General features: G+C 71.9%; 21 protein-coding genes. 7 read left to right on the top strand and 14 right to left on the bottom strand.

All coding sequences use genetic code 11. From position 1 onward, the window contains the following. Nucleotides 1-59: 59 nt before the first annotated feature. On the top strand, nt 60-290 hold the full coding sequence (locus CP981_RS28790; protein ID WP_006602664.1) for a DUF7455 domain-containing protein: 231 nt from the start codon (nt 60-62) through the stop codon (nt 288-290). Between the two features lie 123 nt (nt 291-413). Here CP981_RS28790 and CP981_RS28785 read toward each other — a convergent pair whose 3' ends face one another. From CP981_RS28785 to CP981_RS28760, 6 genes are all read right to left on the bottom strand, one after another. Beyond that, nucleotides 414-1,223, bottom strand: coding sequence for a serine protease (locus CP981_RS28785; protein WP_085925283.1), 810 nt, complete (start codon nt 1,221-1,223; stop codon nt 414-416). Nucleotides 1,224-1,357: 134 nt separating this feature from the next. Beyond that, nucleotides 1,358-2,917, bottom strand: a complete 1,560-nt coding sequence (locus CP981_RS28780; RefSeq protein ID WP_085925282.1) for an RNA polymerase sigma factor — start codon at nt 2,915-2,917, stop codon at nt 1,358-1,360. Nucleotides 2,918-3,315: 398 nt separating this feature from the next. Further along, nucleotides 3,316-4,263 carry a FadR/GntR family transcriptional regulator gene (locus CP981_RS28775; protein ID WP_190839015.1) on the bottom strand — a complete coding sequence of 316 codons (948 nt, stop codon included), beginning with the start codon at nt 4,261-4,263 and terminating at the stop codon, nt 3,316-3,318. A gap of 882 nt (nt 4,264-5,145) precedes the next feature. Beyond that, complete coding sequence (locus tag CP981_RS28770) at nt 5,146-5,907, bottom strand: NUDIX hydrolase (protein ID WP_181018681.1); 762 nt, start codon at nt 5,905-5,907, stop codon at nt 5,146-5,148. 48 nt (nt 5,908-5,955) lie between these two features. Then, a complete protein-coding gene (locus tag CP981_RS28765) occupies nt 5,956-7,959 on the bottom strand; it encodes a glycogen debranching N-terminal domain-containing protein (protein ID WP_085925280.1) in 2,004 nt (667 codons plus the stop codon). A 215-nt stretch (nt 7,960-8,174) separates the two neighbouring features. Further along, the gene (locus tag CP981_RS28760; protein ID WP_244329820.1) at nt 8,175-9,803 is read right to left on the bottom strand and encodes a DUF4192 domain-containing protein; all 1,629 of its coding nucleotides are present in this window, start codon (nt 9,801-9,803) and stop codon (nt 8,175-8,177) included. A gap of 126 nt (nt 9,804-9,929) precedes the next feature. Here CP981_RS28760 and CP981_RS28755 point away from each other — a divergent pair, with 126 nt between their 5' ends. Both CP981_RS28755 and CP981_RS28750 read left to right on the top strand, forming a co-directional pair. Continuing rightward, a complete protein-coding gene (locus CP981_RS28755) occupies nt 9,930-12,095 on the top strand; it encodes a RecQ family ATP-dependent DNA helicase (RefSeq protein WP_085925279.1) in 2,166 nt (721 codons plus the stop codon). A gap of 213 nt (nt 12,096-12,308) precedes the next feature. Next, nucleotides 12,309-13,010: a hypothetical protein gene (locus CP981_RS28750; protein ID WP_085925278.1), complete on the top strand. Its 702-nt coding sequence runs from the start codon at nt 12,309-12,311 to the stop codon at nt 13,008-13,010. Between the two features lie 153 nt (nt 13,011-13,163). Here CP981_RS28750 and CP981_RS28745 read toward each other — a convergent pair whose 3' ends face one another. The 5 genes from CP981_RS28745 to CP981_RS28725 form a co-directional block, all read right to left on the bottom strand. Continuing rightward, complete coding sequence (locus tag CP981_RS28745) at nt 13,164-13,811, bottom strand: hypothetical protein (protein ID WP_085925277.1); 648 nt, start codon at nt 13,809-13,811, stop codon at nt 13,164-13,166. 66 nt (nt 13,812-13,877) lie between these two features. Next, nucleotides 13,878-14,579, bottom strand: a complete 702-nt coding sequence (locus tag CP981_RS28740; protein ID WP_085925276.1) for a ribonuclease HII — start codon at nt 14,577-14,579, stop codon at nt 13,878-13,880. Nucleotides 14,580-14,889: 310 nt separating this feature from the next. Beyond that, entirely contained in the window at nt 14,890-15,801 is a 912-nt protein-coding gene (locus tag CP981_RS28735) for an ADP-ribosylglycohydrolase family protein (protein ID WP_085925275.1), read from the bottom strand. A gap of 11 nt (nt 15,802-15,812) precedes the next feature. Next, nucleotides 15,813-16,472, bottom strand: a complete 660-nt coding sequence (locus CP981_RS28730; protein WP_085925274.1) for a histidine phosphatase family protein — start codon at nt 16,470-16,472, stop codon at nt 15,813-15,815. A gap of 295 nt (nt 16,473-16,767) precedes the next feature. Then, complete coding sequence (locus CP981_RS28725) at nt 16,768-18,387, bottom strand: ABC-F family ATP-binding cassette domain-containing protein (protein ID WP_085925273.1); 1,620 nt, start codon at nt 18,385-18,387, stop codon at nt 16,768-16,770. Between the two features lie 83 nt (nt 18,388-18,470). Here CP981_RS28725 and CP981_RS28720 point away from each other — a divergent pair, with 83 nt between their 5' ends. Continuing rightward, on the top strand, nt 18,471-19,193 hold the full coding sequence (locus tag CP981_RS28720; protein WP_085925272.1) for a TetR/AcrR family transcriptional regulator: 723 nt from the start codon (nt 18,471-18,473) through the stop codon (nt 19,191-19,193). Between the two features lie 12 nt (nt 19,194-19,205). Here CP981_RS28720 and CP981_RS28715 read toward each other — a convergent pair whose 3' ends face one another. After that, nucleotides 19,206-19,811 carry a YdbC family protein gene (locus tag CP981_RS28715; RefSeq protein ID WP_042159834.1) on the bottom strand — a complete coding sequence of 202 codons (606 nt, stop codon included), beginning with the start codon at nt 19,809-19,811 and terminating at the stop codon, nt 19,206-19,208. Between the two features lie 69 nt (nt 19,812-19,880). Beyond that, nucleotides 19,881-21,293: an amidase gene (locus CP981_RS28710; protein ID WP_085925271.1), complete on the bottom strand. Its 1,413-nt coding sequence runs from the start codon at nt 21,291-21,293 to the stop codon at nt 19,881-19,883. Nucleotides 21,294-21,432: 139 nt separating this feature from the next. Between CP981_RS28710 and CP981_RS28705 the strand changes: the two genes are divergently transcribed. Beyond that, nucleotides 21,433-22,020, top strand: a complete 588-nt coding sequence (locus CP981_RS28705) for a TetR/AcrR family transcriptional regulator (protein ID WP_085925270.1) — start codon at nt 21,433-21,435, stop codon at nt 22,018-22,020. A 204-nt stretch (nt 22,021-22,224) separates the two neighbouring features. Beyond that, entirely contained in the window at nt 22,225-22,746 is a 522-nt protein-coding gene (locus CP981_RS28700) for a TerD family protein (RefSeq protein ID WP_085925269.1), read from the top strand. A 93-nt stretch (nt 22,747-22,839) separates the two neighbouring features. Here CP981_RS28700 and CP981_RS28695 read toward each other — a convergent pair whose 3' ends face one another. Then, the gene (locus tag CP981_RS28695) at nt 22,840-23,403 is read right to left on the bottom strand and encodes a CGNR zinc finger domain-containing protein (RefSeq protein WP_244329819.1); all 564 of its coding nucleotides are present in this window, start codon (nt 23,401-23,403) and stop codon (nt 22,840-22,842) included. A 201-nt stretch (nt 23,404-23,604) separates the two neighbouring features. On the opposite strand from CP981_RS28695, the gene CP981_RS28690 reads away from it, so the two are divergent. Further along, on the top strand, nt 23,605-24,777 hold the full coding sequence (locus tag CP981_RS28690; RefSeq protein WP_244329818.1) for an MFS transporter: 1,173 nt from the start codon (nt 23,605-23,607) through the stop codon (nt 24,775-24,777). Nucleotides 24,778-24,896 lie beyond the last annotated feature (119 nt).

The raw sequence follows: 24,896 nt of genomic DNA, 5'->3' as shown, positions 1-24,896 counted from the left end.
TCGGCCTGGTTGGATGTTGACCCTGGTACGACAGCTCGTCGAGCTAGAGAAGAGGCGACGTGACTACTGTTCTGACACCCGCGAGCCCGCTGACGGCCGCTGACCGCTGCGACCGCTGCGGCGCCCAGGCATACCTGCGCGTCGTCCTGATGTCCGGCGGAGAACTGCTCTTCTGCGCCCACCACGGTCGCAAGTTCGAGCCAGAACTCAAGAAGATCGCCGCGGAAATACAGGACGAGACGGAGCGGCTGACCGCTTCTCCGGCGTCCGCGTCCGAAGAGGAACGCTGACACTTCGCATCCACGACGAGCGAGCAGCGGCCCAGGGCCGTACCGCGGGCGGCTTCCCCGACACCACCGGGGAGGCCGCCCGCACTCGTGCCCTCATCCATGGCTGACAGCTCCCCACGCCGCTCAGTCGGCCCCGTGGGCAGCCACGGCCGGGAACAACGCAGAGGCGCGCGTATAGACCCCGGGCCTGCCTGCCTGACCACAGCCGGTCCCCCACGACACCAGGCCCACCAGCCGGCCGCGCACGACCAGCGGCCCGCCACTGTCCCCCTGACAGGCATCCCGGCCCCCGGCCGGCTCCCCCGCGCACAGCATCGACTGCGCTCTGTACTTGCCGTCGGCACTGCCCGGATAGGCCCGCGCACAGACCGCGTCCCGCAGCACATTGACGTGCGCCGCCCGCAGGTGTGACGCGTAGCTGCCGCCGCCTGTGGTGTCACCCCAGCCGTAGACCGTGGCCGCATTGCCCGGCCGGTAGGCGCTGTCGTTCCGTCCCGCTATCGGGAGGGGCTGATTCGGGAGCGGCTTGTCGAGCGTGAGGACGGCCATGTCGCCGTCGTTGGTCCAGCTGTTGTAGCGCGGGTTGACCCAGATCTTCGCGGGCTTGAGCTCCTGTCCGCCGCCGGCGGAGAGGTTGTCGCGCCCGACGACGATCCTCAGGTCCCGCACCTGCCGCCAGGGGACGCCCAGGACCTCCCTGCTCAGGCAGTGCGCCGCCGTCACCACCGTCGAATGCCCGACGAGCACGCCGCCGCAGAACTGTCCGGAGCGCTGGGCCCCGAAACGCTCGTGAGAGGCCAGCGCCACCGCCCAGGGGCTGTGCGCCAGCGGTGCGGGCTTCCCGCCGATCACCGACTCGTCCGCGGCCGCCGGCGTCGGCAGGGCGAGGAGCAGCGCGAGGGCTCCGAGGGCGGCGTGGACGGTCGGACGCATTCGGACTCCTGACTCTGGGGCAGTACACGCATACCCAGAGTGAGTCAATCGGCCGCCCGGCGCACCCGGACGGGCGCGAGCCCGGCCCTCCGGCTAGGAGGACCGGGCTCGTGATGCCGTCCGGACGGGTGGGACTAGTCGAGGTAGTCGCGCAGCACCTGGGAGCGCGACGGGTGCCGCAGCTTCGACATCGTCTTCGACTCGATCTGGCGGATCCGCTCACGCGTGACCCCGTAGACCTTGCCGATCTCGTCCAGCGTCTTGGGCTGGCCGTCGGTGAGGCCGAAGCGCATGGACACGACGCCGGCCTCACGCTCGGAGAGGGTGTCCAGCACCGAGTGCAGCTGCTCCTGGAGAAGCGTGAAGCTGACTGCGTCGGCCGGGACGACTGCCTCGGAGTCCTCGATGAGGTCACCGAACTCACTGTCGCCGTCCTCGCCGAGCGGAGTGTGCAGCGAGATCGGCTCACGGCCATACTTCTGGACCTCGATGACCTTTTCAGGGGTCATGTCGAGCTCCTTGGCCAGCTCCTCCGGGGTGGGCTCACGGCCCAGGTCCTGGAGCATCTGGCGCTGGACGCGCGCGAGCTTATTGATGACCTCGACCATGTGGACGGGGATACGGATCGTACGGGCCTGGTCGGCCATGGCGCGGGTGATGGCCTGACGGATCCACCACGTCGCGTAGGTCGAGAACTTGTAGCCCTTGGTGTAGTCGAACTTCTCGACCGCACGGATCAGACCGAGGTTGCCCTCCTGGATCAGGTCCAGGAAGAGCATGCCGCGGCCCGTGTACCGCTTGGCCAGGGAGACGACCAGACGGAGGTTGGCCTCCAGGAGGTGATTCTTCGCCCGGCGGCCGTCCTCAGCGATGATCTCCAGCTCGCGCTTGAGCTTCGGAGCGAGCTTGTCGGAGTTCGCCAGCTTGTCCTCGGCGAACAGGCCGGCCTCGATGCGCTTGGCGAGCTCGACCTCCTGCTCGGCGTTGAGGAGCGGGACCTTGCCGATCTGCTTGAGGTAGTCCTTGACCGGGTCGGCGGTGGCGCCGGCCGCGGCGACCTGCTGGGCCGGGGCGTCGTCCTCGTCGTCGTCGGACAGAACGAAGCCGGCGTTCTCCGTACCCTCGGCGGCCTCGGGGGCGTCACCCTTACCGGGCGCCGGGGTCTCCTCGGTCACGTCCTCGTCGAGCAGCTCGTCGACGTCCTTCTTGGACGCGGTCTTCTTTGCGGTGGCCTTCTTGGCCGTGGTCTTCTTCGCGACCGTCTTCTTGGCAGTCGCCTTCTTCGCCGCGGCCTTCTTCGCAGGCGCGGACTCGGACTCACCGGCCGACGGGTCCCCCATGGAGGCGGGGGCCGCGGCTGCGGTGGTCTTCTTGACCGTGGCGGCCTTCGCCGCGACGGTCTTGGTGGCGGTGCGCTTCGCCGGACTCTTCGCTGCGACGCTCTTGCGGGTGCGCTTGGGCGCCTCTGCGGCACTGACCATCAGCGTCACACCCTCCTCGTCGAGGATCTGGTTGAGGCTGCGCAGAACGTTCTTCCACTGGGTTGGCGGAATCTGGTCAGCCTCGAAGGCCCGACGCACGTCATCGCCGGCGATCTGCCCATCTGCCTTTCCCCGCTCGATGAGCGCCATCACAGATTCGGACTCGGCGATCTCCGGCGGGAGCGTACGGGATGTGCTGGCCGACACGAACAACCTCTCGGAACGATGGAAACGGCTTCCGACCCCGTCCTCTGTGGATCGGAGCCGACGACCGCCGGTAGGGATGGACCGACGGCGCAGGGGCAACCGGGGAGTTGAACAGCGTCACGAACGCCGCTCGTATTCCCTCCTCGGCTATCACCTCTTAAGTCATCGCGCTTCCCTGAAGAGCGTTACGCCCAATCTGCGTGGCCCGAGTCACACCCCATAACGACCCATTCCCAGTCATATGACATGCAACCCTCCCAAGGTCTCTCGCCGGATCCGGTCGACGACCCGGATCCGGCGATCTCGTGCGCCATCGCCGCGTACGGCGTGCCCTGCCCGGAGGGGTGTGCAGGGCACGGGTGCCGCGCGGCGCCTACTGTCCGTACGCGCTCGGGTACGGCCCTTCAGTGCTCGCGGGGCGCGGGGACGACGTGGTCCGCGGGCGTCCCGGGGCCCTGGCCGACGACCTCGCTGTGGGCGGCGAGGAGCTGCCGCATCGCGGATTCGGCGGCCGTGGCGTCGCCGGAGCCGATGGCGTCGACGACCCTCATGTGCTGCCCCACGGACGTCTCGACCGGTCGCTCACAGCCGCCGGCGGCGCCACCCGAGACGTGCAGGGCGGCGGAGACGATGCCCGAGAGGTGCTCGAGCATGCGGTTGCCGGCGAGCTGGAGCAGCAGCGAGTGGAACTCGGCGTCGGCGCGGGAGAAGGTCATGGTGTCGCCCTGGGCCGCGGAGTGGCCCATGATCTCGACCATGTCCGCCAGCCGCTGCTGGATGTCCTCACGGCCGTGGCCGGCGGCGAGGCGGGCGGCGAGGGGCTCGATCGTCCAGCGGAGCTCACACAGCTCACGGCGCTGGTCGTCACGCTGTGGCCCGTAGGCCCGCCATTCGATGATGTCGGGGTCGAGGAGGTTCCAGTCGCTGACCGGTCGCACTCGGGTGCCCACGTTCGGGCGGGCACTGACGAGGCCCTTGGCCTCGAGGACTCGCAGCGACTCACGGACGACGGTGCGGGAGACCTCGAAGCGCTGGCCGATCTCCTCGGGGACGAGCGGGCGGTCGGCACCGAGATCGCCGGAGACGATCATCTGGCCCAGCTGCTGGACGAGTTGGCCGTGCAGGCCTCTGCCTCGACTGCCGGCCGCGCGACGGCCGACCCGGCCGATGTCTGCTTCGGGGCTGTCCCAGACCTGCGAAACCCGCTCGGCACGGTCCTGGCCGGCTGCGTTGTTGGCGTTCGCGGCGTTGGCCGCGTTGGCGTAGGGGTAGCGGTCAAGCTCGCCCGGGCCTGCGAGGCCGGTGTCGCCGGGGCGAGCCGCGGTCATCATGGTGTGCGCAAGGGTACTCACGCATCTTTTGTCGGCGACACCCTGAACACCCTTGAGGTCTTTGGTGAAAAGCACACGAAAGGGTGATCGCCCCCCATCCCTGAATTGACGCTTTATCGGAAAGAAATGCGCTCTCCCAGGCGAGTTGTGGACAGCGCCCACAACAACAGGACGCCAAAACATATGCATTACTCGATCAGCGACTGAAGCCGTCCGACCCGGTGGACACATCACCGCAGACCAGGCCGGTCGACGGCAACACCGTTGCCCCGCTTGCGGGTTGGCGCGTGAAGCACATCACGAACAGAGGCACCTTGGTCGGTTCCGAACGAGCCCTTGACGAGGCGACTGAACGACAGGACGACCCCGGTCGAGGCGTAATGAGAGGTGCCGCGGACAATCCCATTGCGAGGGAAGGAAATGCGCCGATGTCTCAAACCTCCGCCCAGGCAAATTCTGCGACAGGCCGCCCAACTGGGGCCGCGAAAAGGCCACTCGGCGGCAGTGGCGATGAAGGGCGCCCGTGGCCGGCGTCGGACCGTGGTGGGGAGGCGGAACGTGGGTGAGCGGCTGACCGGGCAGGGCGCTGGGAACGGTTCGTGCGGACCGGACGGGGCGGGCCGCGCTAGCGAGGTGGCGCCCCGGCCGAGCGGCGCCGGGCGACCGGGGGTGCCGACGGCGGCGGAATGCACGCCGTAGGGGCCGCCGGGCGACCCGGCAGCGCGAGGCGTCGCACCCCTGGTGGGGCGTGAGGCCGGTCGGGAGCTACGGGAGATACGAGAGGACTCACCCGACCAAGGTAGCGCGATATGTCCTATTTTCTCGTAATTGATCGATCTTGATGGCTCGCCGTGTCACCGCGGGTGAACTTCGGCCCCACGATGACTGGGCTGCGCCCCGGACTCAGACCTCCGGGCGCAGCATCGGCGGGTTGAGCAGCGTCGCCCCGCCGGCTCTGAACAGCTGTGCGGGACGGCCGCCCTGACGCGTCGTCGTGCCGCCCGTGGGCACCAGGAAGCCCGGGGTGCCGGTGACCTTGCGGTGGAAGTTGCGGGGGTCGAGCGCGACGCCCCAGACCGCCTCGTACACGCGGCGCAGCTCGCCGACGGTGAATTCCGGCGGGCAGAAGGCCGTGGCCAGCGAGGAGTACTCGATCTTCGAGCGGGCGCGCTCCACGCCGTCGCCGAGGATCCGGGCGTGATCGAAGGCGAGTGGGGCCGCGAGCTCGCCTTCGCGGGTGGTGTCGTCCTGCTCCAGGAGGGTCTCGACCGGTGCCCAGCGTGCGCTGTGGGCGTCGCCGCCGGCCCGGGGAGCGGGCAGGTCGGGGGCGAGGACCAGGTGGGCGACGCTGACGACCCGCATCCGGGGGTCCCGCTTGGGGTCGCCGTACGTGGCGAGCTGCTCCAGGTGCGCGCCGTAGATCGGCGACGCGCCTGCCGGGGTCTGGGCTTGCAGACCGGTCTCCTCGGTGAGCTCCCGGGCGGCCGCGGCCTCGAGGTCCTCATCGGCCCGGACGAATCCACCGGGCAGCGCCCAGCGGCCCTGGAACGGCGGCTCACCGCGGCGCACGGCCAGCGCGCACAGGGCGTGGCGGCGCACGGTGAGCACGACCAGGTCGACGGTGACAGCGAAGGGCGGGAAGGCCGACGGGTCGTAGGGAGGCATGGGCGTGATCATAGTCGTCCGCCTGACGATAAACAGGCCCGAAGCACCTCACGAACCCAGCCGCAGACCGTCCGCCGCCGTTTCCACCACCCCCGTCCCGAGTCTGCTGATCCGTACGGCGAACGGTTGCTCCGCGACGCTCAGACCGGTGAGCTGAAGTGCGCCGAGCGGGGCCGTACCGGGCGGCCGGACGGACACCGTCTTGGCGGGGACATCGGGGCGCAGGCCGGCGAGCGCGACCAGTATGTGCACCGCGCCGGCGGCCGCCACGGCAGCGGGGCGGCAGGCCGCCGGATGCGGCACGGGGGCACTGGCGGCGGTGCGCTGCTCCCCCGCGTACATCTCGGGGAGGCGGTAGCCGAAGCTTTCCGCGGCAGCGAGAACCCCCTTGGTCAGGACACCGGCTGTCCGCTCATGGCCGGCCGCGGCCAATCCGGCAGCGGCAATGGCCGTTTCGTGGACGCGGACCGCGCCGCTGCGGTGGCCGAAGGGGTTGTAGCCGCTCTCCTTGGCGCTGAGCCCCCGTAGGCCCCACCCGGAGTCCATGGCTGGGCTGCCCAGCAGCCGGGCCAGTTGGTCGGTCTGGGCCGCGTCCAGCAGGCCGGGGGCGAGAGCGCCGCCGCCGAGCAGGCCGGTGTCGAGGAGTGAGGCGGTGGTGGAGGCGAGGTGCGGGACGGGGCGTCCGTCGGCGGTGAGCAGGGCGGCGGGGCGGCCACCTGCGCCGTCGTCCGGCCAGAAGTCCGTACGGAAACGGGTGCGCAGGTCATCGGCCCAGTCCCGTAAAGCTGCCGCGTCAAAGGATCCGAAGGCATCGAGGAGATCGGCGCCCAGCAAGGCGGCGCGATGGGCGTGGGCCTGGGTCTCGCAGCGGTACGGTCCGCCGGGCGCGGGGTCGGGGACGTAGCCCCTGGGGCTGCTGCCCCGTGGGTCGGTGATGATCATCAGCCACCGCAGACAGCGCTCAGCGGCGGGGAGCAGCCGCTCCGTCTCCCGATCGGGCAGGCCCCAGCGGCGGGCCTCCGCGAGCACCACGGGGAACAGCAGGGTGGCCTCGATGCCGGTGCAGCTCGGTGGAGCGTGCGGTCCGGCATCCCTGAGAGAGCCGGGGATTCGGCCGAAATCCGTCCCTGGAGCGGCTTGTTGACCTCGGGCGAGGGCGCGGAGCGTGCCGGCGGCGAGCCGGGTGCCCAGGGGAAGCAGCATCCGGGCGGCCCACAGCGCCTCGACCGGTGCCAGGCCGCAACGCCAGGGGAACCCGCCGGCGAGATAGAGATCCGCAGCGGCCGCCGGGTCGCGCATCAGCAGGCCGTGGAGATCGTCGAGACTGCCGGCCAGGAGCGCGTCGGCCCGATGGTCGTCGCACTCCAGCCGGGCCGCCGACCAGGGACGCGGTGGCCCGTCGCCACGCGTGCGCGGGGCGACCGGTCCGGTGCGGGGACCAGGGATGCGGGCTTCACCGGGGAGCCGGTGGTTGCCCGGAGCGCCTCCCGGGCCGCCGTTGTCTCTTTCCAGTCCGGCGCGCAGTTCGATGGTGCGGCAGGCACCTGGCGGCAGATCCAGTTCCCAGCGCAGCAAGCCAGCCAATGCCAGTGCGTCCGCGGGACCGGGCGTCGCGGACACCACCGCGTGCACACCGGGCCCGGACCAGCGGAGTCCGGAGCCGTGGACCGTCGCTTGCAGGCCGGGGCCCGGGAACCCGGCGGCGACGGACCCGAGCTCCGCGAGATCCGTGCCCAGCCGGAGCTCGACCGGAAGCCGGAGGGGCCGGGTGGCGCTGCTGCGGAATGTGATCTGCTCGGTGCCGTCGGCGGACCGCAGCCGCTCCATGTGGACCTCCGGATCCGGCCCGCGCTCGCCGATCTTGCGCATCGTCCCGACGAACCGGGCACGGTCCGCTCCGGTCAGCCGCCCCTGGACGACGAGCGGTTCCTCGCCCGCGACCAGCAGTTCGCAACGGGACAGGACCCGCCGGCCGTCGCGGTAGTAGCCGTCCATGCCCTGGCCGGTCAGCTGTCCCGACACCGGGGAGACGGCGAGGGACGGGAGGGCCACACAGACGAGTGCGGAGTGGACGGGCTGCGGTTGTGGGGCCCGGGGCGGTGCCGGGCGGCGCGCTCCGGGCAGCCGGCGGGCCGGCTGAGCTGTGGGGACGAGGCCTGGCACGCGCTGTGCTCCCTGGTGAGGTCGGGGGTCCGTACGGGTTACGCCACTCGGGTGAACGCGCCGGCCGGCTCCCAGGTCACGCCGGCCTCTCAGCAGCGGCCCGGTCACCGTCGGCTCCCGTCCCGGCCGGCCCGGCGCCTGCCGCGCCCGTCGGTCGTACGGCTGCCCGGGCCCGTGGCTCCGCGCGGCCCCCGGGGACGGCCTGCGGATCCCGAGCGGGGCGGCCCGGAGCGCTTCCTGGGCCGCGGTGTTTCCTTGGCGGCCGGAGCGGTGGAAGACGTGGGCGCCTCGGTGTCGGACCCGGCCTCCTGGTGCTGCTCGCGCAGACAGCGGCGCAGCGGCTCCGGATCGAGGCCTTCGTTGATGGCGCGGTACAGCAGCTGGGCGAAGGTGTAGTCGGGGTCGAGGGCCAGGGCACAGCTGAGGGCGACGCGTGCCGAAGGTCCGTCCTCGGTGGACCAGCACACCCAGCCGGCCAGGGTGAGCGGTGCCACCGCGTGTTCGGCGTAGCCGCCGACGCAGCGGCGGGCGAGGGCGCGCCAGAGCCGGAGGGCCGGCGCCGCGGCGGGGCCGTCCATCCACTCCGCCGCCCGGTCACGGGTGACCCGGTCCTGGAGGCCGAGGATGAGAGCGGCGGCCTCGGAGTCGGTGATCAATGCGTCGTCGCAGGCGTCCCTGGCCCGGTTGCTGCCCGAGGGGGTGTCCAGACGGAACCGGCGGATCATGGCGCCGGCCCGATCGAGGGTTTCCCGGCGGACGGCCGTCGCCCCGTCCCGCCGGAGCATGTGCGGCACCAGCGCACCGGCCGCCGCGTCCAGCGCCTTCTCCTGTTCGGCGGCCCGCGGTCCGGTGCGGGGCCTCAGCCTGGCCTCCATCTCTTTGAGGGAGCCGCGCACCTGCATTCCCGCATATGCGGCGGCCGCGGCCATTACGGACGTCCCGGGCATGACCATGGGTGTGCCCTCGGCGGGGCAGCAGCGGAAGTCGGGACAGCAGTAGGACCAGAAGCGGCCGTTGGAGAGACAGAGGGCTTCCAGGACCGGTACGTCGAGAGCTCCGCAGGCGGTACGCAGCCGCTGGGCGAGCGGGCGCAGCCGGTCCTTGACGTCCTTGCCGCTCTCTCCCGCCGCGGGCTCCTGGCAGAGGTAGACGATGATCGCCGCAGGCCGGTCGCCACGCTCCTTACCTGCCGAGATCAGACAGTCTGCGAGCTCGTCGGCGACATCGGGCCACTGCGCGGTGTCGGTCGGAATGCCGAGCCTGACCCGGCCGCCGAACCGGCCGCGCTCGCCGTGCAAAGCGACCATCACGACGCTGTCGTCCGGATAGAAACCCAAAAAATACGGCAAGGCGTCGGCGAGCTCGGCCGGGCTGCGCAGGGTGACCTGGGCGTCGGCGGACGGCGCAGTGTCCCCATCAGCGGGGGCGGAGGAGGAGTGGGAGGAGTCGGGCGGGCTCGCGGAGCCGGCGATGTAGGCGGGGTTGGAGAGCGCGGAAGGGGTGGCGGTGTGCGCGGGGGCGGCCGGACCGGCCGGTTCTGCGGCGCTGGTGGGGTCAGTGGGGCCACTCGGTGTGATGGGGCGGGAGGGCCTGGTGATGTTCGGCGGGTTGGCAGGGGGCGACGGCTTGGGCGGGCGGGGGGAGTTCGAGGGGGTAGGGGCGGACGAATGAGAGGGGGTGGCGGCGGAGTTGCTGTCGTCGGTGCGCTTGCTCGGTTCGCTGTGCGGATTCATGACTCGAAGATCCCGCGACCGGCCGCTGCGCCGCGACCCCTGTGGATAACTCGCGGGCGACGAGGTTATCCACAGGTTCGGGCGGGGGGTTCGCGCGATGTCAGTGGCATCGGGTTGCATGGGGGCATGAGCAACGAAGATCTGCGTGCCGCAGCCGATGCCGTCCTGACCCGCCTCGTCGGAGACCCCGGCGGCGACGTCAGGCTGCGTGAGGATCAGTGGCGCGCGATCGAGGCCCTGGTCGCCGACCACCGCCGCGCCCTGGTCGTGCAGCGCACGGGCTGGGGCAAGTCCGCGGTCTATTTCGTCGCGACGGCGCTGCTGCGCGAGCGCGGCAGCGGCCCGACCGTGATCGTCTCCCCGCTGCTCGCCCTGATGCGCAACCAGGTCGAGGCGGCCGCGCGCGCCGGGATCCGCGCGCGCACGATCAATTCCGCCAACACCGAGGAGTGGGACACCGTCCAGGCCGAGGTGGCGGCCGGTGACGTGGATGTCCTGCTGGTGAGCCCCGAGCGGCTCAACAATCCCGATTTCCGCGATCAGGTGCTGCCCAAGCTCGCCGCGACGACAGGGCTGCTGGTGGTCGACGAGGCACACTGCATCTCCGACTGGGGCCACGATTTCCGGCCGGACTACCGACGGCTGCGCACGATGCTCGCCGATCTCCCGCCCGATGTGCCGGTGCTCGCCACCACCGCGACGGCCAACGCGCGGGTGACCGCCGATGTCGCCGAACAGCTCGGCACGGGCGAGGGCTCCACGGAGGCGCTGGTGCTGCGCGGGCCGCTGGACCGGGAGAGTCTGAGCCTGGGGGTGCTCCCGTTGCCGGATGCCGCGCACCGGCTGGCCTGGCTCGCGGACCATCTGCACGAGCTGCCGGGCTCGGGGATCATCTACACACTCACCGTCGCCGCGGCCGAGGAGATCACGGCGTTCCTCCGTCACCGGGGGCACACGGTTTCCTCGTACACCGGCAAGACGGAGAACGCGGACCGCCAGCAGGCCGAGGACGACCTGCTCGCCAACCGGGTCAAGGCGCTGGTGGCGACCTCGGCGCTGGGCATGGGCTTCGACAAGCCCGACCTGGGGTTCGTGGTGCATCTGGGTTCGCCATCGTCCCCCATCGCCTACTACCAGCAGGTGGGCCGGGCCGGCCGTGGGGTCGAGCACGCCGAGGTGCTGCTACTGCCCGGGCGGGAGGACGAGGCGATCTGGAAGTACTTCGCTTCGCTGGCCTTCCCGCCCGAGGAGCAGGTGCGGCGCACCCTGGACGTCCTGGCGGCCGCCGGCCGACCGGTGTCGCTGCCGGCCCTGGAGCCCCAGGTCGAACTGCGCCGCTCGCGCCTGGAGATCATGCTCAAGGTCCTGGATGTGGACGGCGCCGTGCAGCGCGTCAAGGGGGGCTGGACCTCCACCGGCCGGCCGTGGGCGTACGACGCCGAGCGCTATGCGTGGGTGTCCCGTCAGCGCGAGGCCGAACAGCAGGCGATGCGGGAGTACGCCACCACGACGGGCTGCCGGATGGAGTTCCTGCGGCGGCAGTTGGACGACGAGGCGGCGGTGGCGTGCGGCCGCTGTGACAACTGCGCCGGGGCGCGGTTCACCACCGAGGTGTCCGCGGCCTCGCTGGACGCGGCGCGGGGTGAGCTGGGGCGGCCGGGCGTGGAGGTCGAGCCGCGCCGGATGTGGCCGACGGGGCTGCCGGCCGTCGGTGTCGATCTCAAGGGGCGTATCCCTGCCGGTGAGCTGGCAGCGACCGGCCGTGCCCTGGGGCGGCTCTCCGACATCGGGTGGGGCAACCGGCTGCGTCCGATGCTCACCCCGCAGGCCGCGGACGGTCCGGTCCCGGACGATGTGGCGGCCGCGGTGGTCACGGTTCTCGCCGACTGGGCCAAGGGGCCGGGCGGTTGGGCCTCGGGGACGGCGGAGGCGCCGGCCCGCCCGGTGGGCGTCGTCGCGCTCTCCTCGCGCAGCCGGCCGCAACTGATCCGGTCGCTGGCCGAGCGGATCGCCACGGTCGGCCGGATGCCGTTCCTCGGCACGGTGACCTCGTCGGACGACGATGCCGAAGGCAGGATTCCGCGCAGCAACAGCGCCCAGCGGCTGCGGGCCCTGCACGGTTCGCTGGGTGTGCCGCCGGAGCTGGCGCAGGCCCTTGCCGCGGCAGGTGGCCCGGTGCTGCTGGTGGACGACTACGCCGACACCGGCTGGACTCTGGCCGTGGCCGCCCGGCTGCTGCGCCGGGCGGGAGCAGAAGAGGTGTTTCCGCTGGTCCTCGCCGTACAGGGCTGAGCGCGGGACGACCTGCGGCGGCGCGCAGGGATATTTGGGATACCTGCGGCGATTCCGGTCATGGGCGGAAATTGCTCGTTGCCGCATGCGTGTACGACCGCGAGAATTGGAGGTGCTTCCCCTTACCGGCCGTCCGTGGTCAGGCAGGGCCATGTCGTGGTGCGTACGGTGCCCGGCCGCCCGACATGCGGACGCGTAGACGAAGGGAGGAACGTGACCTTCGGCTTCGCCTCGCCCTCGCATGTGCCCCCGCCCGCGTCCGCCGATTCCGCCCGACTGGGACGGATGCTGGAGCCCGCCGAATGGGCCTCGGCCGGAATCCCGTTGCTGCGCAACCCCCGTGAGGTCGTCGCCGACCTGCACGATCGCCATCGCCCGGGGCCGTCAACGGCCATCGTCGCGGTGCTCGATGCGCAGGATCGGGTGACGGCCAGCGCTTCGTTCACCGAGCTCGCGGCCGCTCCCGACGGCTGGGGGTTCCGCAATGTGCTGCTGGCGCATCTGCGCCGGGTCATCCCGCACGACCTGCGGCTGCGTGCCCCGGTGCGCACCGCCGTGCTGCTCTACTGCCGCGAGGGCGAGCCCCGTTGGACAGAGACGGACGGGGCGTGGATGTGGGGACTGCGCGATGCCTGCCTTCTGCACGGGCTGCGCTGCGGGGCGTACATCACGCTGACCCCGGACCGCTGGCAGGTACTGGGAGAGGGCCGGGGCGGGCGCCGCCCCAGGCAGTCCCCGATGAATGAACCGCCCGGAGAACCGACCGGGGGGAGCCGCCGGGTGATGCGTCGCACGACGGCTTCACTTCCGGATGCCCCGTACACGGCCATGGGTATTCCCGCGCAGAACCGGTCCATGCCGCGGCGCACCGGCGGCGGCGCACCGGAAGCCCATCGGCACACCGCGGCGCGCTGAGCGGAGCGGGCGGGCGTCCCGGGTTCCCGTGCAGCGCGGGAGCAGCGGGCCGCCCTCACTCGGCATCGGCGTACCGTCCGGGCCTCAACTGTCGGGTACGCAAACGAGCCCGACGGCCTCCAGGGCCGACGGGCTGTTGCGAACCGGCAGCGGTCAGGCGGGGGCGCCGAGCACGGCGTTGATCCGCTGCGGGTCACCGCAGACGATCAGCAGCGTGCCGGCACGGGCCATCGCCGCGGGCAGCGCCCGCCCGGTGACCTCGTCCGAACCACCATTGACGGCGACGACCACGACGGGCCGGCCGGTGGCGCGCTCGGCCGTGGCGTCCGCGTAGAACACATCGTCCGCGGCGTCGTGTTGGGCCCAGTAGGACGCCTCACCGAAGGACCGTTCATGCACGGCCCACGGGTGGGTTTCGCCGGTGGTCAGCACCAGGATTTCGCCCGGTGCACGTCCGGAGTCCAGCAGCAGGTCGACGGCCTCGTCGGCGGCGTCGACGGCGCCGTCGGCGGGGGCCGGGATCAGCTGGAGCTGCGCTCCCGCGGCGGTGCCGGGATCACCGGCAGGCTGCGGGGAGTTGGTGCGCTGCGCCGGCGGGGCGGCGACAGGCCCACGCGGCGGGGCAGCAGGTCCGGGCTTGCCCGGACGGACACTGGACGCGGGCGCGCCACGCGGAGGCGCGGGGCGGGGACCGGGGCCAGGAACGGGGCGGGGGGTCTGCGCGGTACGGCCGGCGGCCGGAGTTGCGCGGGGACCCGGGACACTCTCGTGAATCTGAGGCTCCTCGGGGATGAGAGGCATAAAGGGATGTCTATCAAACGTAAGTGCGGAACACGTCATCGGGTACCGAATTCATGTCCGCACCGCTCAGAAGTCGAAGCCGAGTTGGCCACCGGCTTGCAGAGCGGCTGCTTCGGGGGTGATGCGCACCTTCTTCAGATGCCGCCACCGGGGCAGAGCGTCCATGTAGGACCACGACACTCGGTGGTGCGGCGTAGGACCGTACTCCTCCAGGGCGATGCGATGGGTCGGAGAGGGGTAGCCGGCGTTGGCCGCGAAGTCGAAGTCGGCGTAGGCCAGGCCCAGTTCGGCCATCATCGCGTCGCGCCGCACCTTGGCGATCACGGACGCGGCAGCAACCGCGATGCAGGACTGGTCGCCCTTGATGACCGTGCGGACGCGCCAGGGCGCGCCCAGGTAGTTGTGCTTGCCGTCGAGGATGATCGCGTCCGGCCGGACCGGCAGCGCCTCCAGGGCGCGTACGGCCGCGAGCCGCAGGGCAGCGGTCATGCCCAGCTCGTCGATCTCCTCCGGTGAGGAGTGCCCCAGGGCATACGACGTGACCCACTCACCGAGCACATCGCACAGTTCGGTGCGGCGCTTGGGGGTCAGCAGCTTGGAATCGGTGAGTCCGTCGGGTGGCCGGCGCAGACCGGTGATGGCTGCGCAGACGCTGACCGGACCGGCCCACGCTCCGCGTCCGACCTCGTCGATACCTGCAACGATCTTGGCGCCCGTCGTGGCGCGCAATGATCGCTCGACGGAATGTGTGGGGGGCTCGTACGGCATGGCGCCAGCAAGGTTACGCCTATTCGGCCCAGCCGTCCGCATCGGATCCGAACCTGGCGGCAAACGGTCTCGGCGAACCTGCGAGAGGGGCCGGGCGGTGCCGCTACCGACGGGTATGACGAAGCGGGCGCAGGTGGGCGGGGGCCGGCATGCGGACGCCGCTGTTCCGCCTCCTCGCATGCAGCCGTACGGAGGCGAACTCACCGTGCGGCGCTGCCTGTTGCACGGCACCGCACGGCACGAACGCAGGAGCGGACGATCGGGCTACGAGGGACCCGGAAGGACAAGAGGTGGGGCGGTACGGCGGTGATCAGTCGGCGAGGGCGGGGGCCCACGACGGGAGGGGCTCGGTGCCCTCCAGCCATGCCTCGGGCGGGGCGCCGGCGGGACCGGCTGCGGCAACGATGCCGCCGACGATGGCGCAGGTGGTGTCGACGTCGCCGCCCGCCTGAACCGTGGTCCAGAACGCCCGCTCGTAGTTGCCGAGATGCTGGGCGGCGGCCCACAGGGCGAAGGGCACGGTGTCATGTGCGCTGGTGCGTCGTCCGCAGCCCAGGACGGCGGCGACGGTGCCGGAGTCGGCGTAGTCGAGCATGTCGCGGGCCCGGCGCAGCCCGGCCTGTACGGCGCTGCGCGGGATCAGCTCCAGGACCCCGTCGAGCAGCTGCTCGGGGCCGTTGTCGCGGGTCGGGTCGGCCACCAGGGCGGCCGCGGCGGCGACGGCCATGGCGCCGACGACGGCCTCGCGGTGCTGATGGGTGGTGTAAGCGGAGATCTCCGCCTGGTGGGTGGCCTGCTCGGGGTCATCGGCGTACCAGGCGCCGAGGGGAGCGATGCGCATCGCGGCGCCGTTGCCCCACGAGCCCTGGCCGTTGAAGAGCCCGGATGCCAGCTCGCGCCAGTCGCCGCCCTCGCGGATCAGCCGCAGCATGCGGTTGACGGCCGGACCGTAGCCGCGGTCGAAGTCGTGGTGGTCGGCGAAGGAGCGGGCGAGGTCGTCCTGGTCGATCCGTCCGTGAGCGGTGAGGACGGCCAGGACGGAGCAGGCCATCTCGGTGTCGTCGGTCCACTGCCAGGGGGCGGGCGGCGGCTCACGGCGCTTGAGGGAGGGGTAGTTCGCGGGGACGAAGAACTGGGATCCGAGGGCATCACCCACGGACAGTCCGCGCAGGCTCGCCAGAGCCCGCTCACGGCGGTCTGCGTCACGGTGGTCGAGGGTCATCGGTGTGCACTCTAACCGGTGGCCCCATAAGGAACGGGTTCACACCAGCGCTCGAAGGGCCGGTCGAGGGTGTAGCGGCCGTCCGGGCCGAGCAGCAAAGTGCGCCACTCCGCATTGCCGGGGTTGGACAGCGACTCGAAGTCCGCCACCGTCCAGTGGAACCAGCGCATGCAGAACAGCCGCATGGTGAGCCCGTGCGTGACGATCAGGACGTTCGGCGGGTGCTGGGGGTCCTCGAAGCTGCGCCACAGGCTCTCCAGGAAGGCCCCGACCCGGTCGTAGACATCGGCTCCGGACTCGCCCTGGGCGAAGCGGTAGAAGAAGTGGCCGTAGGCGTCCCGATAGGCCTTCTGCCGGCGGACGTCCTCGCGGTCCTGCCAGTTGCCCCAGTCCTGCTCGCGCAGCCGGGGTTCCTCGCGTACGCGGACCCGGGCGGGGTCGAGGCGGAGTTCGCGGAAGGTCTGGTGGGTGCGGCGGTACGGCGAGACATACGCGGAGACCCGCTCGTCGCCGAACATCTCCCGCACCGCGCCGCCGGCCTCCGTCGCCTGCCGCAGCCCGGCCCCGGTAAGGGCGAGCGCGTGATCGGGTTCCCGCTCGTACACGGTGTCGTCGACATTCCCCTCCGACTCTCCGTGGCGGATGAGGACGATGCGTCGGGGCCGAGCCATGCCGCCAGCCTAGATCGGGTGGCTTGTGCATGTCGCACGCTGTCATGGTCGCGGCCCGGTCGAGTGTCCATCTGTCACCTTCCGGTCTCCTTTCTGCGCGTTTCCGAGCCAGGCGTGGGTTCGGGTGTCGGGGGGCCGTGGCCGTAGACCCGTCGACGCCCTTGCGTACGGAATCCTGGTGGTCGTCCCCGTCGGATGTCCGCTGCCCGGGGCGAGGTCGGCGTCGATGTCCGGAGGCAGCGGCTGCGCGGAGGCCACGCCGGGCCGTCGGGCGTACCGGATCAAGGAGCGCCGGTCAGAGGGCGGCCAGGGCCGGGCGGCCGTCGCGTAACTCGTAGGAGCGGCCGCCGAAGCGTCGCCGCAGCAGCCGGTCGTGGGAGACGACGACCAGGGCGCCGGGCCATGCCGCCAGCGCGGCTTCGAGCTCTTCGACGAGGCCGAGCGCCAGGTGGTTGGTGGGTTCATCGAGCAGCAGCAGGTCCGCCGGGCGGGCCAGCAGCCGGGCCAGCGCGAGCCGGCGCCGCTGCCCGGCGGAGAGCGCCCCCACGGGGACATCGAGGTCGCGTTCGCGGAACAGGCCGAAGGACAGCAGCAGGGCGGTGTGCTCCTCCACGTCCCCGGCCAGCCCACGGCGGAACGCCGAGAGCAGCGGTTCGGCGGGGCGGGAGACCGGTATTTCCTGCGCGAGATAGCTGGTCCGGCCTCGGCGCCGCACCGTACCGCTGTCCGGTGTGGTGACCCCCGCCAGCACCCGGAGCAGCGTGGTCTTGCCCGCTCCGTTGGCACCGTGGATCAGCACACGTTCGCCGGCGGCAACGGTGAGGGAGTCCACCGCGAGCCGGTCCCCCACCCGCACTCCGTCGAGCCGGACGAGGGTGCCCTCGGCCTCGCCGGCGTCAGGCACGGCACGGAACCGGAGCGGGTCGGGAGGCCTGGGAACGGGCTCTTCCCGGAGCCTGCGCAGCCGTTCCCGGGCGTTGCGCACCCGGCCGGCCACAGAGGCCTGGACACGGCCCTTGGCCCGGTCGCACGCCATCTTGTTGCCGTCCTTCATGGCTCGGCCCTGAGCGACGTTCCGCGCCGCGCCCCCGGCGAAGTCGGTGAGCTGTGCGATCTGTGCGCACCACTGGGCATGGTCCTGCTCCCAGCGCCGGCGGGCGGCGGCCTGGGCCGCGAGGAAGGTGCCGTAACCGCCGCCGTAGCGGACCAGGGTCCGTCGGTCGGCATCGACCTCGACCAGTGCCGTGGCGATGCGCTGGAGGAAGAGCCGGTCGTGCGAGACGGCGAGGACCGTGCCCCGGTGGGCGAGCAGGGCGCCTTCCAGCCAGTCCAGGGCGGTGACGTCGAGGTGGTTGGTGGGTTCGTCGAGAAGCATGACCTCGGGGGCCGCGGCGATCAGGCAGGCAATCCCCAGCCGGGCCTGCTCGCCCCCGGAGAGACTGCCGAGCAGCCGGTCGTGACCCAGCTGCGCCAGCCCCAGGGCGTGCAGTGCCCGGACGACGCGGGCGTCGGCTTCATAGCCGCCGCGCAGCTCGAAGAGGGTGAGCAGATCGCCGTACTCCTCCAGCCCGCTGGGCGTGGCCCGGTCGAGCCCGCGCTCCAGGGAGCGGAGTCGGCGCTCCATATCCCTGAGGTCCGCCAGAGCGGCGTCGATCGCATCCTGGACGGTGCGGTCCGGCGGAAGGTCCGGGGTCTGGCCCAGGTAGCCGATGCCACCGTCGGCCCGGAGCACCACCTGGCCTTCATCGGGCTGCTCGGCACCTGCGACGATGCGGAGCAGTGTCGACTTCCCGGCACCGTTCTCCCCCACGATCCCGACGCGTTCGCCGGGGCGCACCGACAAAGAGACGCCGTCGAGCAGCACGTGGTCACCGTAGGACTGGGTGATGTCATGCAAGGAAATCTGAGTGGTCACACATCCCCCCGAAGTAAATGCAACCTTCGTCGCATTACGATGATGATGACAGACGGAATCCGCTAACGCAACTGGAGTAGCAATTGTCTGACGAGACGGTGCCCGACCGCGGTCGCGAGAGCGGCGGTACCGCACCCTCCCCCGGCACCCGCCGCCCCGGCGGCCGCACCGCCCGCACCCGCGCCGCCGTCCGCGACGCCGTGCTGGCCGGCCTCACCGAGCACGGCTATCCCGGCCTGACCGTCGAATATGTCGCCGCCCACTCCGGCGTGCACAAGACCACGCTCTACCGGCGCTGGAAGGACATCGAGGGCCTGGTGGCGGACGCTCTGGATCTTGCGGGCGAAGACAGCTGGGTCCCGCCCGACACCGGGTCCCTGGAGGGCGATCTGCGTGCCCTGGCCCAAGAGGTCGTCGTTTCGTTCACCGACCCGGCGGTGGCCGCGTCGGGCTCCGCGATGATCGCCGCCGCCTTTCAGTCGGAGCGGGCGGCCGACGCCCTGCGCGACTACTACACCGAGCGGTTCGCGCGCTGCGAGGCCCTCGTCGAACGCGCCGTGCGACGCGGGGAGTTGGCAGCGGACCCGGACGCCGCCGCGGAAGCCGGCGCCGCCCACTGCGGCATCGACGCCGGAGCGCTCGTCCGCTCCGTCTCCGCGCCGTTGTTCTTCCGCCTGTTCATCACCCGGGAGCCGGTCGACGACACCGTCGCCGAGCAGGCCGTGGCGGCCACACTGGCGGCCGCCCACGCCGGGGCGTTCACGGTCGCCGGCCGGGCGGACGCCTCCTCCGGAGCAAGCTCCTGACCGCGCCGACCCTCACACCGTCCACGACGGTTCGAGCTGCACCACATCCCCCGCGATGGCCCGGACATCCGCGGCTATCTGGGCACGGAGCGCCAGCCGCTCCACCCGCTCGGGCCGGTACTTCCCCCGCTCGGCCGCCGACTGCCACATCGACAGCACCAGGAACTCCTCCCCCGGTGCCCGCCCCAGCATCCCCCGCAGCATGCCCGGCGAACCCGCCATCGCCGGGTTCCAGACCTTCTCCTGCATCAGCATGAAGTGATCCACCCGGTCCTGGCGCACCTGGCAGTGTGCCAGCCGCAGGACATCCACATCGCCGAACGACGGGCGGAAGCCCACCTTCACATCAAACTCGTGCTCGAACAGCCGGACTTGGGCGTCCTTGTACGTGCCGACCTGGGAAGCCGCCAGCCGGTCGTGCGAGCGCGCCATGAAGGAGTCGTAGAACGCCCGGCTCTCCCAGAAGGCGACCAGATGCGCGACGCCCGGCCGCCCCCGGCTCCACCCCCCGCCCTGCCCTCGGAACCCCGGCTCACCCAGCAGCCCCGCCCATTTCCGCTGCCCCCGCTCGAACCCTCGACGGTCCACGACGGTGAGGCGAATCCACTTGACCAGCACCGCGCCATCGTACGGCCCAAGGACGGACCGGGATCACTGCGCGTCACATTCGCACCACCCCGAACTTCCTTACGGGCGCGGATCGATGGGCGTGCGGACACCGAGCCGCCGCTCCACGGCCTCGGCCGCCGCCAGGCACAGGTCCTCCCGGTAGGAGCGCCCGATCAGTTGCACTCCGTACGGGAGCCCGTCCGCCACCCCGGTGGGGACGGCCACCGCGGGCACCCCGACGAAGCTGGTCGCGGTGCACAGCCGCATCGCGTGCTGCACCCGCCGATGGCTCTCCTCGTCCCGTAGCTCCTCCCCCGGAGCGAACGGCGGATCGGTGAACACCGGCCCCAGGACCAGCGGATACTCGTCCAGAAAGGCCGCCCAGTCCCGCTGGATGCCCAGCCGCACCCCGGTCAGCCGCAGATACTCCGGCAGCTCCACGGGCGCCGACCTCGCCATCCCCCACTCGACATAGCGATGGCCGCCCTCCCCGAGCAGCGGTTTGACGGCGGGCCAGGTGGTGGCGAACTCCGTGAGCGTCATCCGGGCGTAGACGTCGAGGGCGTCGTCCAGCCGCGGTACGTCCGCCACTTCGCGCACCTCGTACCCCGCCTCCCGCAGTGCGTCCGCCGCGCTCTCCACGGCCCGGCGCACCGCGGGATGCACCCCGCCACCTCCGGGATCAGCCACCATCGCCACCTTGAGGCGACGCCCCGGCGGCGCCCCATAGGGCGGCACCGGCACAGCCCGCGGGTCGCGCGGATCGGCCCCGGCCAGCACCTCGTACGCGAGCCGCAGATCATCGACCGTACGGGCCAGCGGGCCGTCGACCACGAGGAACTGGGCGGCGAGGGAGGGGTCGTCCGGGCCGATGCGGTGATCGGCGGCGAACCGCCCGTAGGTCGGCTGCAGACCCGCGACGCCACAGAAGGACGCGGGTATGCGGACCGAGCCCCCGGAGTCGTTGCCGAGTCCGAGCGGGGCCATGCCGCTCGCCACGGCCGCGCCGTCGCCGCCACTACTGCCGCCCGGAGTGACCGCGGCACTCCAGGGGTTCACGGTGTCGCCGAACAACTCACTGCGGGTATGGATGCCGGCCAGGATGAGCGTCGGCATGTTGCTGTGCCCCACGGGGATACCGCCCGCCGCGCGCAGACGCGCCACCGGGGGCGCATCGGAGTGCGCGACAAAGTCACGGAAGTGCTCCACGCCGTAGGTCGTGGGCACCCCTTCGATGGCCGTGGTCTCCTTGACGGTGAACGGCACCCCGGCCAGCGGCCCCAGCTCCACACCCGCCGCCCGCCCGCGGTCGACCTCCGCCGCCTCGCCCCGCGCCCGTTCGGCGAGCAGCTGGGTGACGGCATTGACGGCCGGGTTGACCTCGGCGATCCGCTCCAGATGCGCCTCGACCAGCTCCACCGCCGACACCTCACCGGTGCGTACCGCCGCCGCCTGGGCGCGGGCCGTCATCTTCCACAGCGCGTCGCGCATGTCCTCCCCTTCCCGTGGCCTCAGCCGGCCCTCCCGTGGGCCGCCAGGACCGTTCCCGATCGTTCCGATGCAGTTGCATCGGTTCGGCATCGTAGCCTTGTTGCCGATACACACGCATCGAATAACTGGAGTACGGGGCATGCCCAAACAGGTCGACCACGAGAGCCGGCGCCGCCAGATCGCCGAGGCGGTGTGCCAACTCGCCGACGAGAGCGGCCTGGAGGGCGTCACGCTCCGCGATGTGGCGGCCCGCGCGCAGGTCTCCATGGGCGCCGTCCAGCGCTGCTTCCGCACCAAGGAGGAGATGCTGGTCTTCGCGCTCGGCCACATCGGCGAACGGGTCACCGCCCGGGTCTCGGCCCGGCTGGCCGCCTCGCCCGCCCAGTCGGCCCGCACGGCGCTGGGGCACGCCACGACGGAGGTGTCACTCCTCCAGGAGGAACATCGCGCCGAGGCGCGGGTCTGGCTGGCCTTCGTGGCGCAGGCCGCCGTCAGTCCGCCCCTGGCCGGAATTCTGCGTACCAACTACGCCGATCTACAGACGGTGTTCGCAGGGCTGATCGCCGAGGCCTCCGACACCCCCGGCCCGGACCGCGCGGCCCGCACCCTCCTCGCCCTGGCCGACGGCCTCACCACCCATGTCCTGATCGGCCACCTCTCCCCCGCCGAGGCGCTGGACGTACTGGACGGTCAGCTCAACAGCCTCTGGGACGAACGGACAAGCTGAGCCGCATCCGACGACCCCATTGGCCGGACGGCACTTTCCAGCCACCCGAGCCGGAGACAAACCACGGATGACCAGGGGCAGTTCACCCCGCCCACGGGCCGTGAGGCGTGGCACGATGGACAGCCAACGGGAAGCCCTGGGGAGTCGCCCGCCTGCCCGCGCAGGCCACGCCACGCCCCCGGGAGATGACGGGAGGGAAGTCCGGTGAGCACGCTCAGCAAAGGAATCGAGAAGGTCGAGGTAACGCTCAAGTGGGACCCGAGCCCCCTCGGGACGCCGGACAATGATCTCGACATCGTCGCGGCCACCTATACGGCCGACGCGCCGCACGGCGAGCCCGCCTATCTGGTGCACTTCGACAGCCGGTCGCCGGACGGGACCATCACCCTCAACCGGGACAGCAGGACCGGCCAGGGGTTCGGCTTCGACGAGATCATGACGCTGGAGCTGGACCGGCTGGCCGAGACCTACACCCGGGTGATCGTGGGGGTGGCCATCCAGCAGGCCGAGGGCCGCAAGGTCTTCGGCGATATCGCGAACACCGCCGTCCGGATCCGCGAGGGGTACACCGATCTGACGGAGCACGACTTCACCGAGGTCGCGGGGGCAACTGCGGCGACGGTCGCCGAATTCACCCGGGACGAGGGAGGGCAGTGGCGCTTCCGCTCGGGCCTCCGGGGGTTCGACACCGACCCCCACGCGTTCACCTCGGAAATGGGCCGCTGACGGGCAAACGGCGCGCGGACGGCGCTGAGCCCGAGGGCAGCAGCGAGGGGGAGGTGGCCAGGTGCCGCCTCCCCCGTTGCCATGCCCGCGCCGTCAGTCGCCCGCCCGTTTGCGGCGGCGGTGCGCCGCCACCCGCTCCCGCGTGGCACAGGCCGTCGAGCAGTAACGGCGGGCGCTCCCGGGGCCGGTGCCCAGATAGAGCGTGCCGCAGCGGGCGGACGCGCACTCCCCCCAGGGGGCCCGGCCGTATGTGGTGAGAATCTGGGCCAGCGCCAGGGCACCGGACGCCAGGAACCAGTCCGCCCAGTCGGCGTCGTCACCACGGTCGACATGGAGATGCCAGGCGTGCCCGCCGTGCCGTGACAGGTGCGGACGGGCGCCGCACTCCGCCAGCAGCGCATTGATGGCGTGGGCGGCCAGGTCCGTATCGGACTCGGCCAGGAGCGCGGCCAGCCGGGCGGCGGCCGCCCGCAGGCGCACGGCATCGTCCGGCGAAAACGCCTGCTCCGTAAGGTCTTCCGGGCTCTCCCCATGGCGCGCGAGCAGCTCGGCCAGTGCGCCCCGCGGAAGACCGGGGTCCGCACGCACCGCGTTCGCCAGCTCGATCAGCCGCTCAGCGGGCCGAAAGCCGCGCCGCGGCAGCGTCTCATCCTTCACAACCGGCCTCTCTTCGCGCCCCGTTGCCCATGGGCCACGCACTCTCCACAACAGAGTAACGTCTTATCTAAATAAGCCGTTACGGCTCTGCCCGTCCTTCCGGAGATGCGTATGCCGCGACGCCCAGCCACACCAGGGACACGCTCAGGATTACCGCTCTATCTGGCCACGGCCTTCTGCGCCCGCCTGGCAGAGGAGGGCATGGCCGTGGCGGTGGTGCTGCTGGCCTTGCAGCGCTCCGGGAGCGCGGGGCAGGGCGCGTTCGTCCTCACCGCCTGGATGGCGCCGCACGTGATCGCCGCTCCCCTGGTCGGCACCCTCGTCTCCCGTATGCGGCGTCCCCGGCTCTGCTACCTCGGCGCCCTGGGCGGATTTGCCGTAGCCATCGCCGTGCTGGCGACGAGTGTGGTGCGGGCGCCCGCACCGGTAACCCTCGCCGTCGCCCTGGTCGGCGGCAGTTTCGGGCCGGTGGTCTCCGGAGGACTGTCCAGCCTGATCACCGGGTTGCTGCCGGCGGGCGGACCGCGTGAGCGTGCCTACGCACTGGATGCGGCGGTCTACAACGCCGCGTCGGTGGCGGGTCCCGCCGTGGCCGGCCTCGCGGCCGCGGAGGCGTCGCCCGGCGCGGCGATGCTGTTGCTCGCCGGGGCGGCGGCCACCGCGGCGGCACTGGCCACCGGACTGTCGTACGGGCGCGCCCAACCAGCCGCGGCGGACAACGCCCCCGCCGGCACGCTGCGCGCCGATCTGGCCGCGGGCCTGGCGGCCGTCTGGCGCATCCGCGCGCTGCGCGCCCTCACCGCGGGCACCTGTCTGGCCTTCGTCGGCGTGGGCGGCTTGACCACCACCACGGTGCTGCTCGCCGGCCACCGGGGGCACCCCGGGGCGGGCGGCATCCTGATGACCGCGTTCGCGCTGGGTGCGCTCGCCGGTTCGCTGGCCGTGGCCCGATGGCGACCGCCGCTGTCCGATCCGCGCCTGGCCACCTTTGCCCTGTGCGGCACCGGTGTCGCGCTCGCCGCCGCCGCGCTCCCGGTGTCGCCGACGGCCACCACGGCGCTGTTCGTCCTCGCCGGGCTGTGCGACGGTCCGCTGCTGACCGCGACCCTGCGCCTGCGGGCCGCGCACGCCCCGCCGCCGGTCCGTGCGCAGGTCTTCACCCTGGGGGCGGGCCTCAAGATCACGGCAGCGGCCTGCGGAGCCACCCTCGTCGGTGCGGCCGCCACACTGCCGCCGCCCCTGTTGCTGCTCGGGATCGCCGCCGTCCACCTGGCCGCGGCGCTCCTCTACACCCTGGTCCGTCCCCGGGAGGAGGGCCCCGGCGGCGCGGCATGCCCACGGGCCCCGCTGCCGGACGCCCAGGTCCTCCCGTAGAGGGCCACCGGCGAGAGGTTGCCTCAATGGGTGGCGGCCGCTCGGGCCATGCCCGTCCCCGTGCCGCAAGACGCCGAAGAGGGTGCCGACCGATGGTCGACACCCTCTCTCAGGTGCGG

Origin of the sequence: Streptomyces platensis, from assembly GCF_008704855.1 — a bacterium.
GTDB classification, from domain to species: domain Bacteria; phylum Actinomycetota; class Actinomycetes; order Streptomycetales; family Streptomycetaceae; genus Streptomyces; species Streptomyces platensis.
The sequence above is the reverse complement of the archived record's forward strand: the minus strand, read 5'-3'. Positions and strand labels throughout refer to the sequence as shown.

What these genes read in the sequence shown, in the direction of transcription:
- CP981_RS28785 (WP_085925283.1), bottom strand. Translation starts at nt 1,223, where the DNA reads ATGCGTCCGACCGTCCACGCCGCCCTCGGAGCCCTCGCGCTGCTCCTC.
- CP981_RS28770 (WP_181018681.1), bottom strand. Translation starts at nt 5,907, where the DNA reads ATGCCTCCCTACGACCCGTCGGCCTTCCCGCCCTTCGCTGTCACCGTC.
- CP981_RS28760 (WP_244329820.1), bottom strand. Translation starts at nt 9,803, where the DNA reads ATGAATCCGCACAGCGAACCGAGCAAGCGCACCGACGACAGCAACTCC.
- CP981_RS28755 (WP_085925279.1), top strand. Translation starts at nt 9,930, where the DNA reads ATGAGCAACGAAGATCTGCGTGCCGCAGCCGATGCCGTCCTGACCCGC.
- CP981_RS28745 (WP_085925277.1), bottom strand. Translation starts at nt 13,811, where the DNA reads ATGCCTCTCATCCCCGAGGAGCCTCAGATTCACGAGAGTGTCCCGGGT.
- CP981_RS28740 (WP_085925276.1), bottom strand. Translation starts at nt 14,579, where the DNA reads ATGCCGTACGAGCCCCCCACACATTCCGTCGAGCGATCATTGCGCGCC.
- CP981_RS28735 (WP_085925275.1), bottom strand. Translation starts at nt 15,801, where the DNA reads ATGACCCTCGACCACCGTGACGCAGACCGCCGTGAGCGGGCTCTGGCG.
- CP981_RS28730 (WP_085925274.1), bottom strand. Translation starts at nt 16,472, where the DNA reads ATGGCTCGGCCCCGACGCATCGTCCTCATCCGCCACGGAGAGTCGGAG.
- CP981_RS28710 (WP_085925271.1), bottom strand. Translation starts at nt 21,293, where the DNA reads ATGCGCGACGCGCTGTGGAAGATGACGGCCCGCGCCCAGGCGGCGGCG.
- CP981_RS28705 (WP_085925270.1), top strand. Translation starts at nt 21,433, where the DNA reads ATGCCCAAACAGGTCGACCACGAGAGCCGGCGCCGCCAGATCGCCGAG.
- CP981_RS28690 (WP_244329818.1), top strand. Translation starts at nt 23,605, where the DNA reads ATGGCCGTGGCGGTGGTGCTGCTGGCCTTGCAGCGCTCCGGGAGCGCG.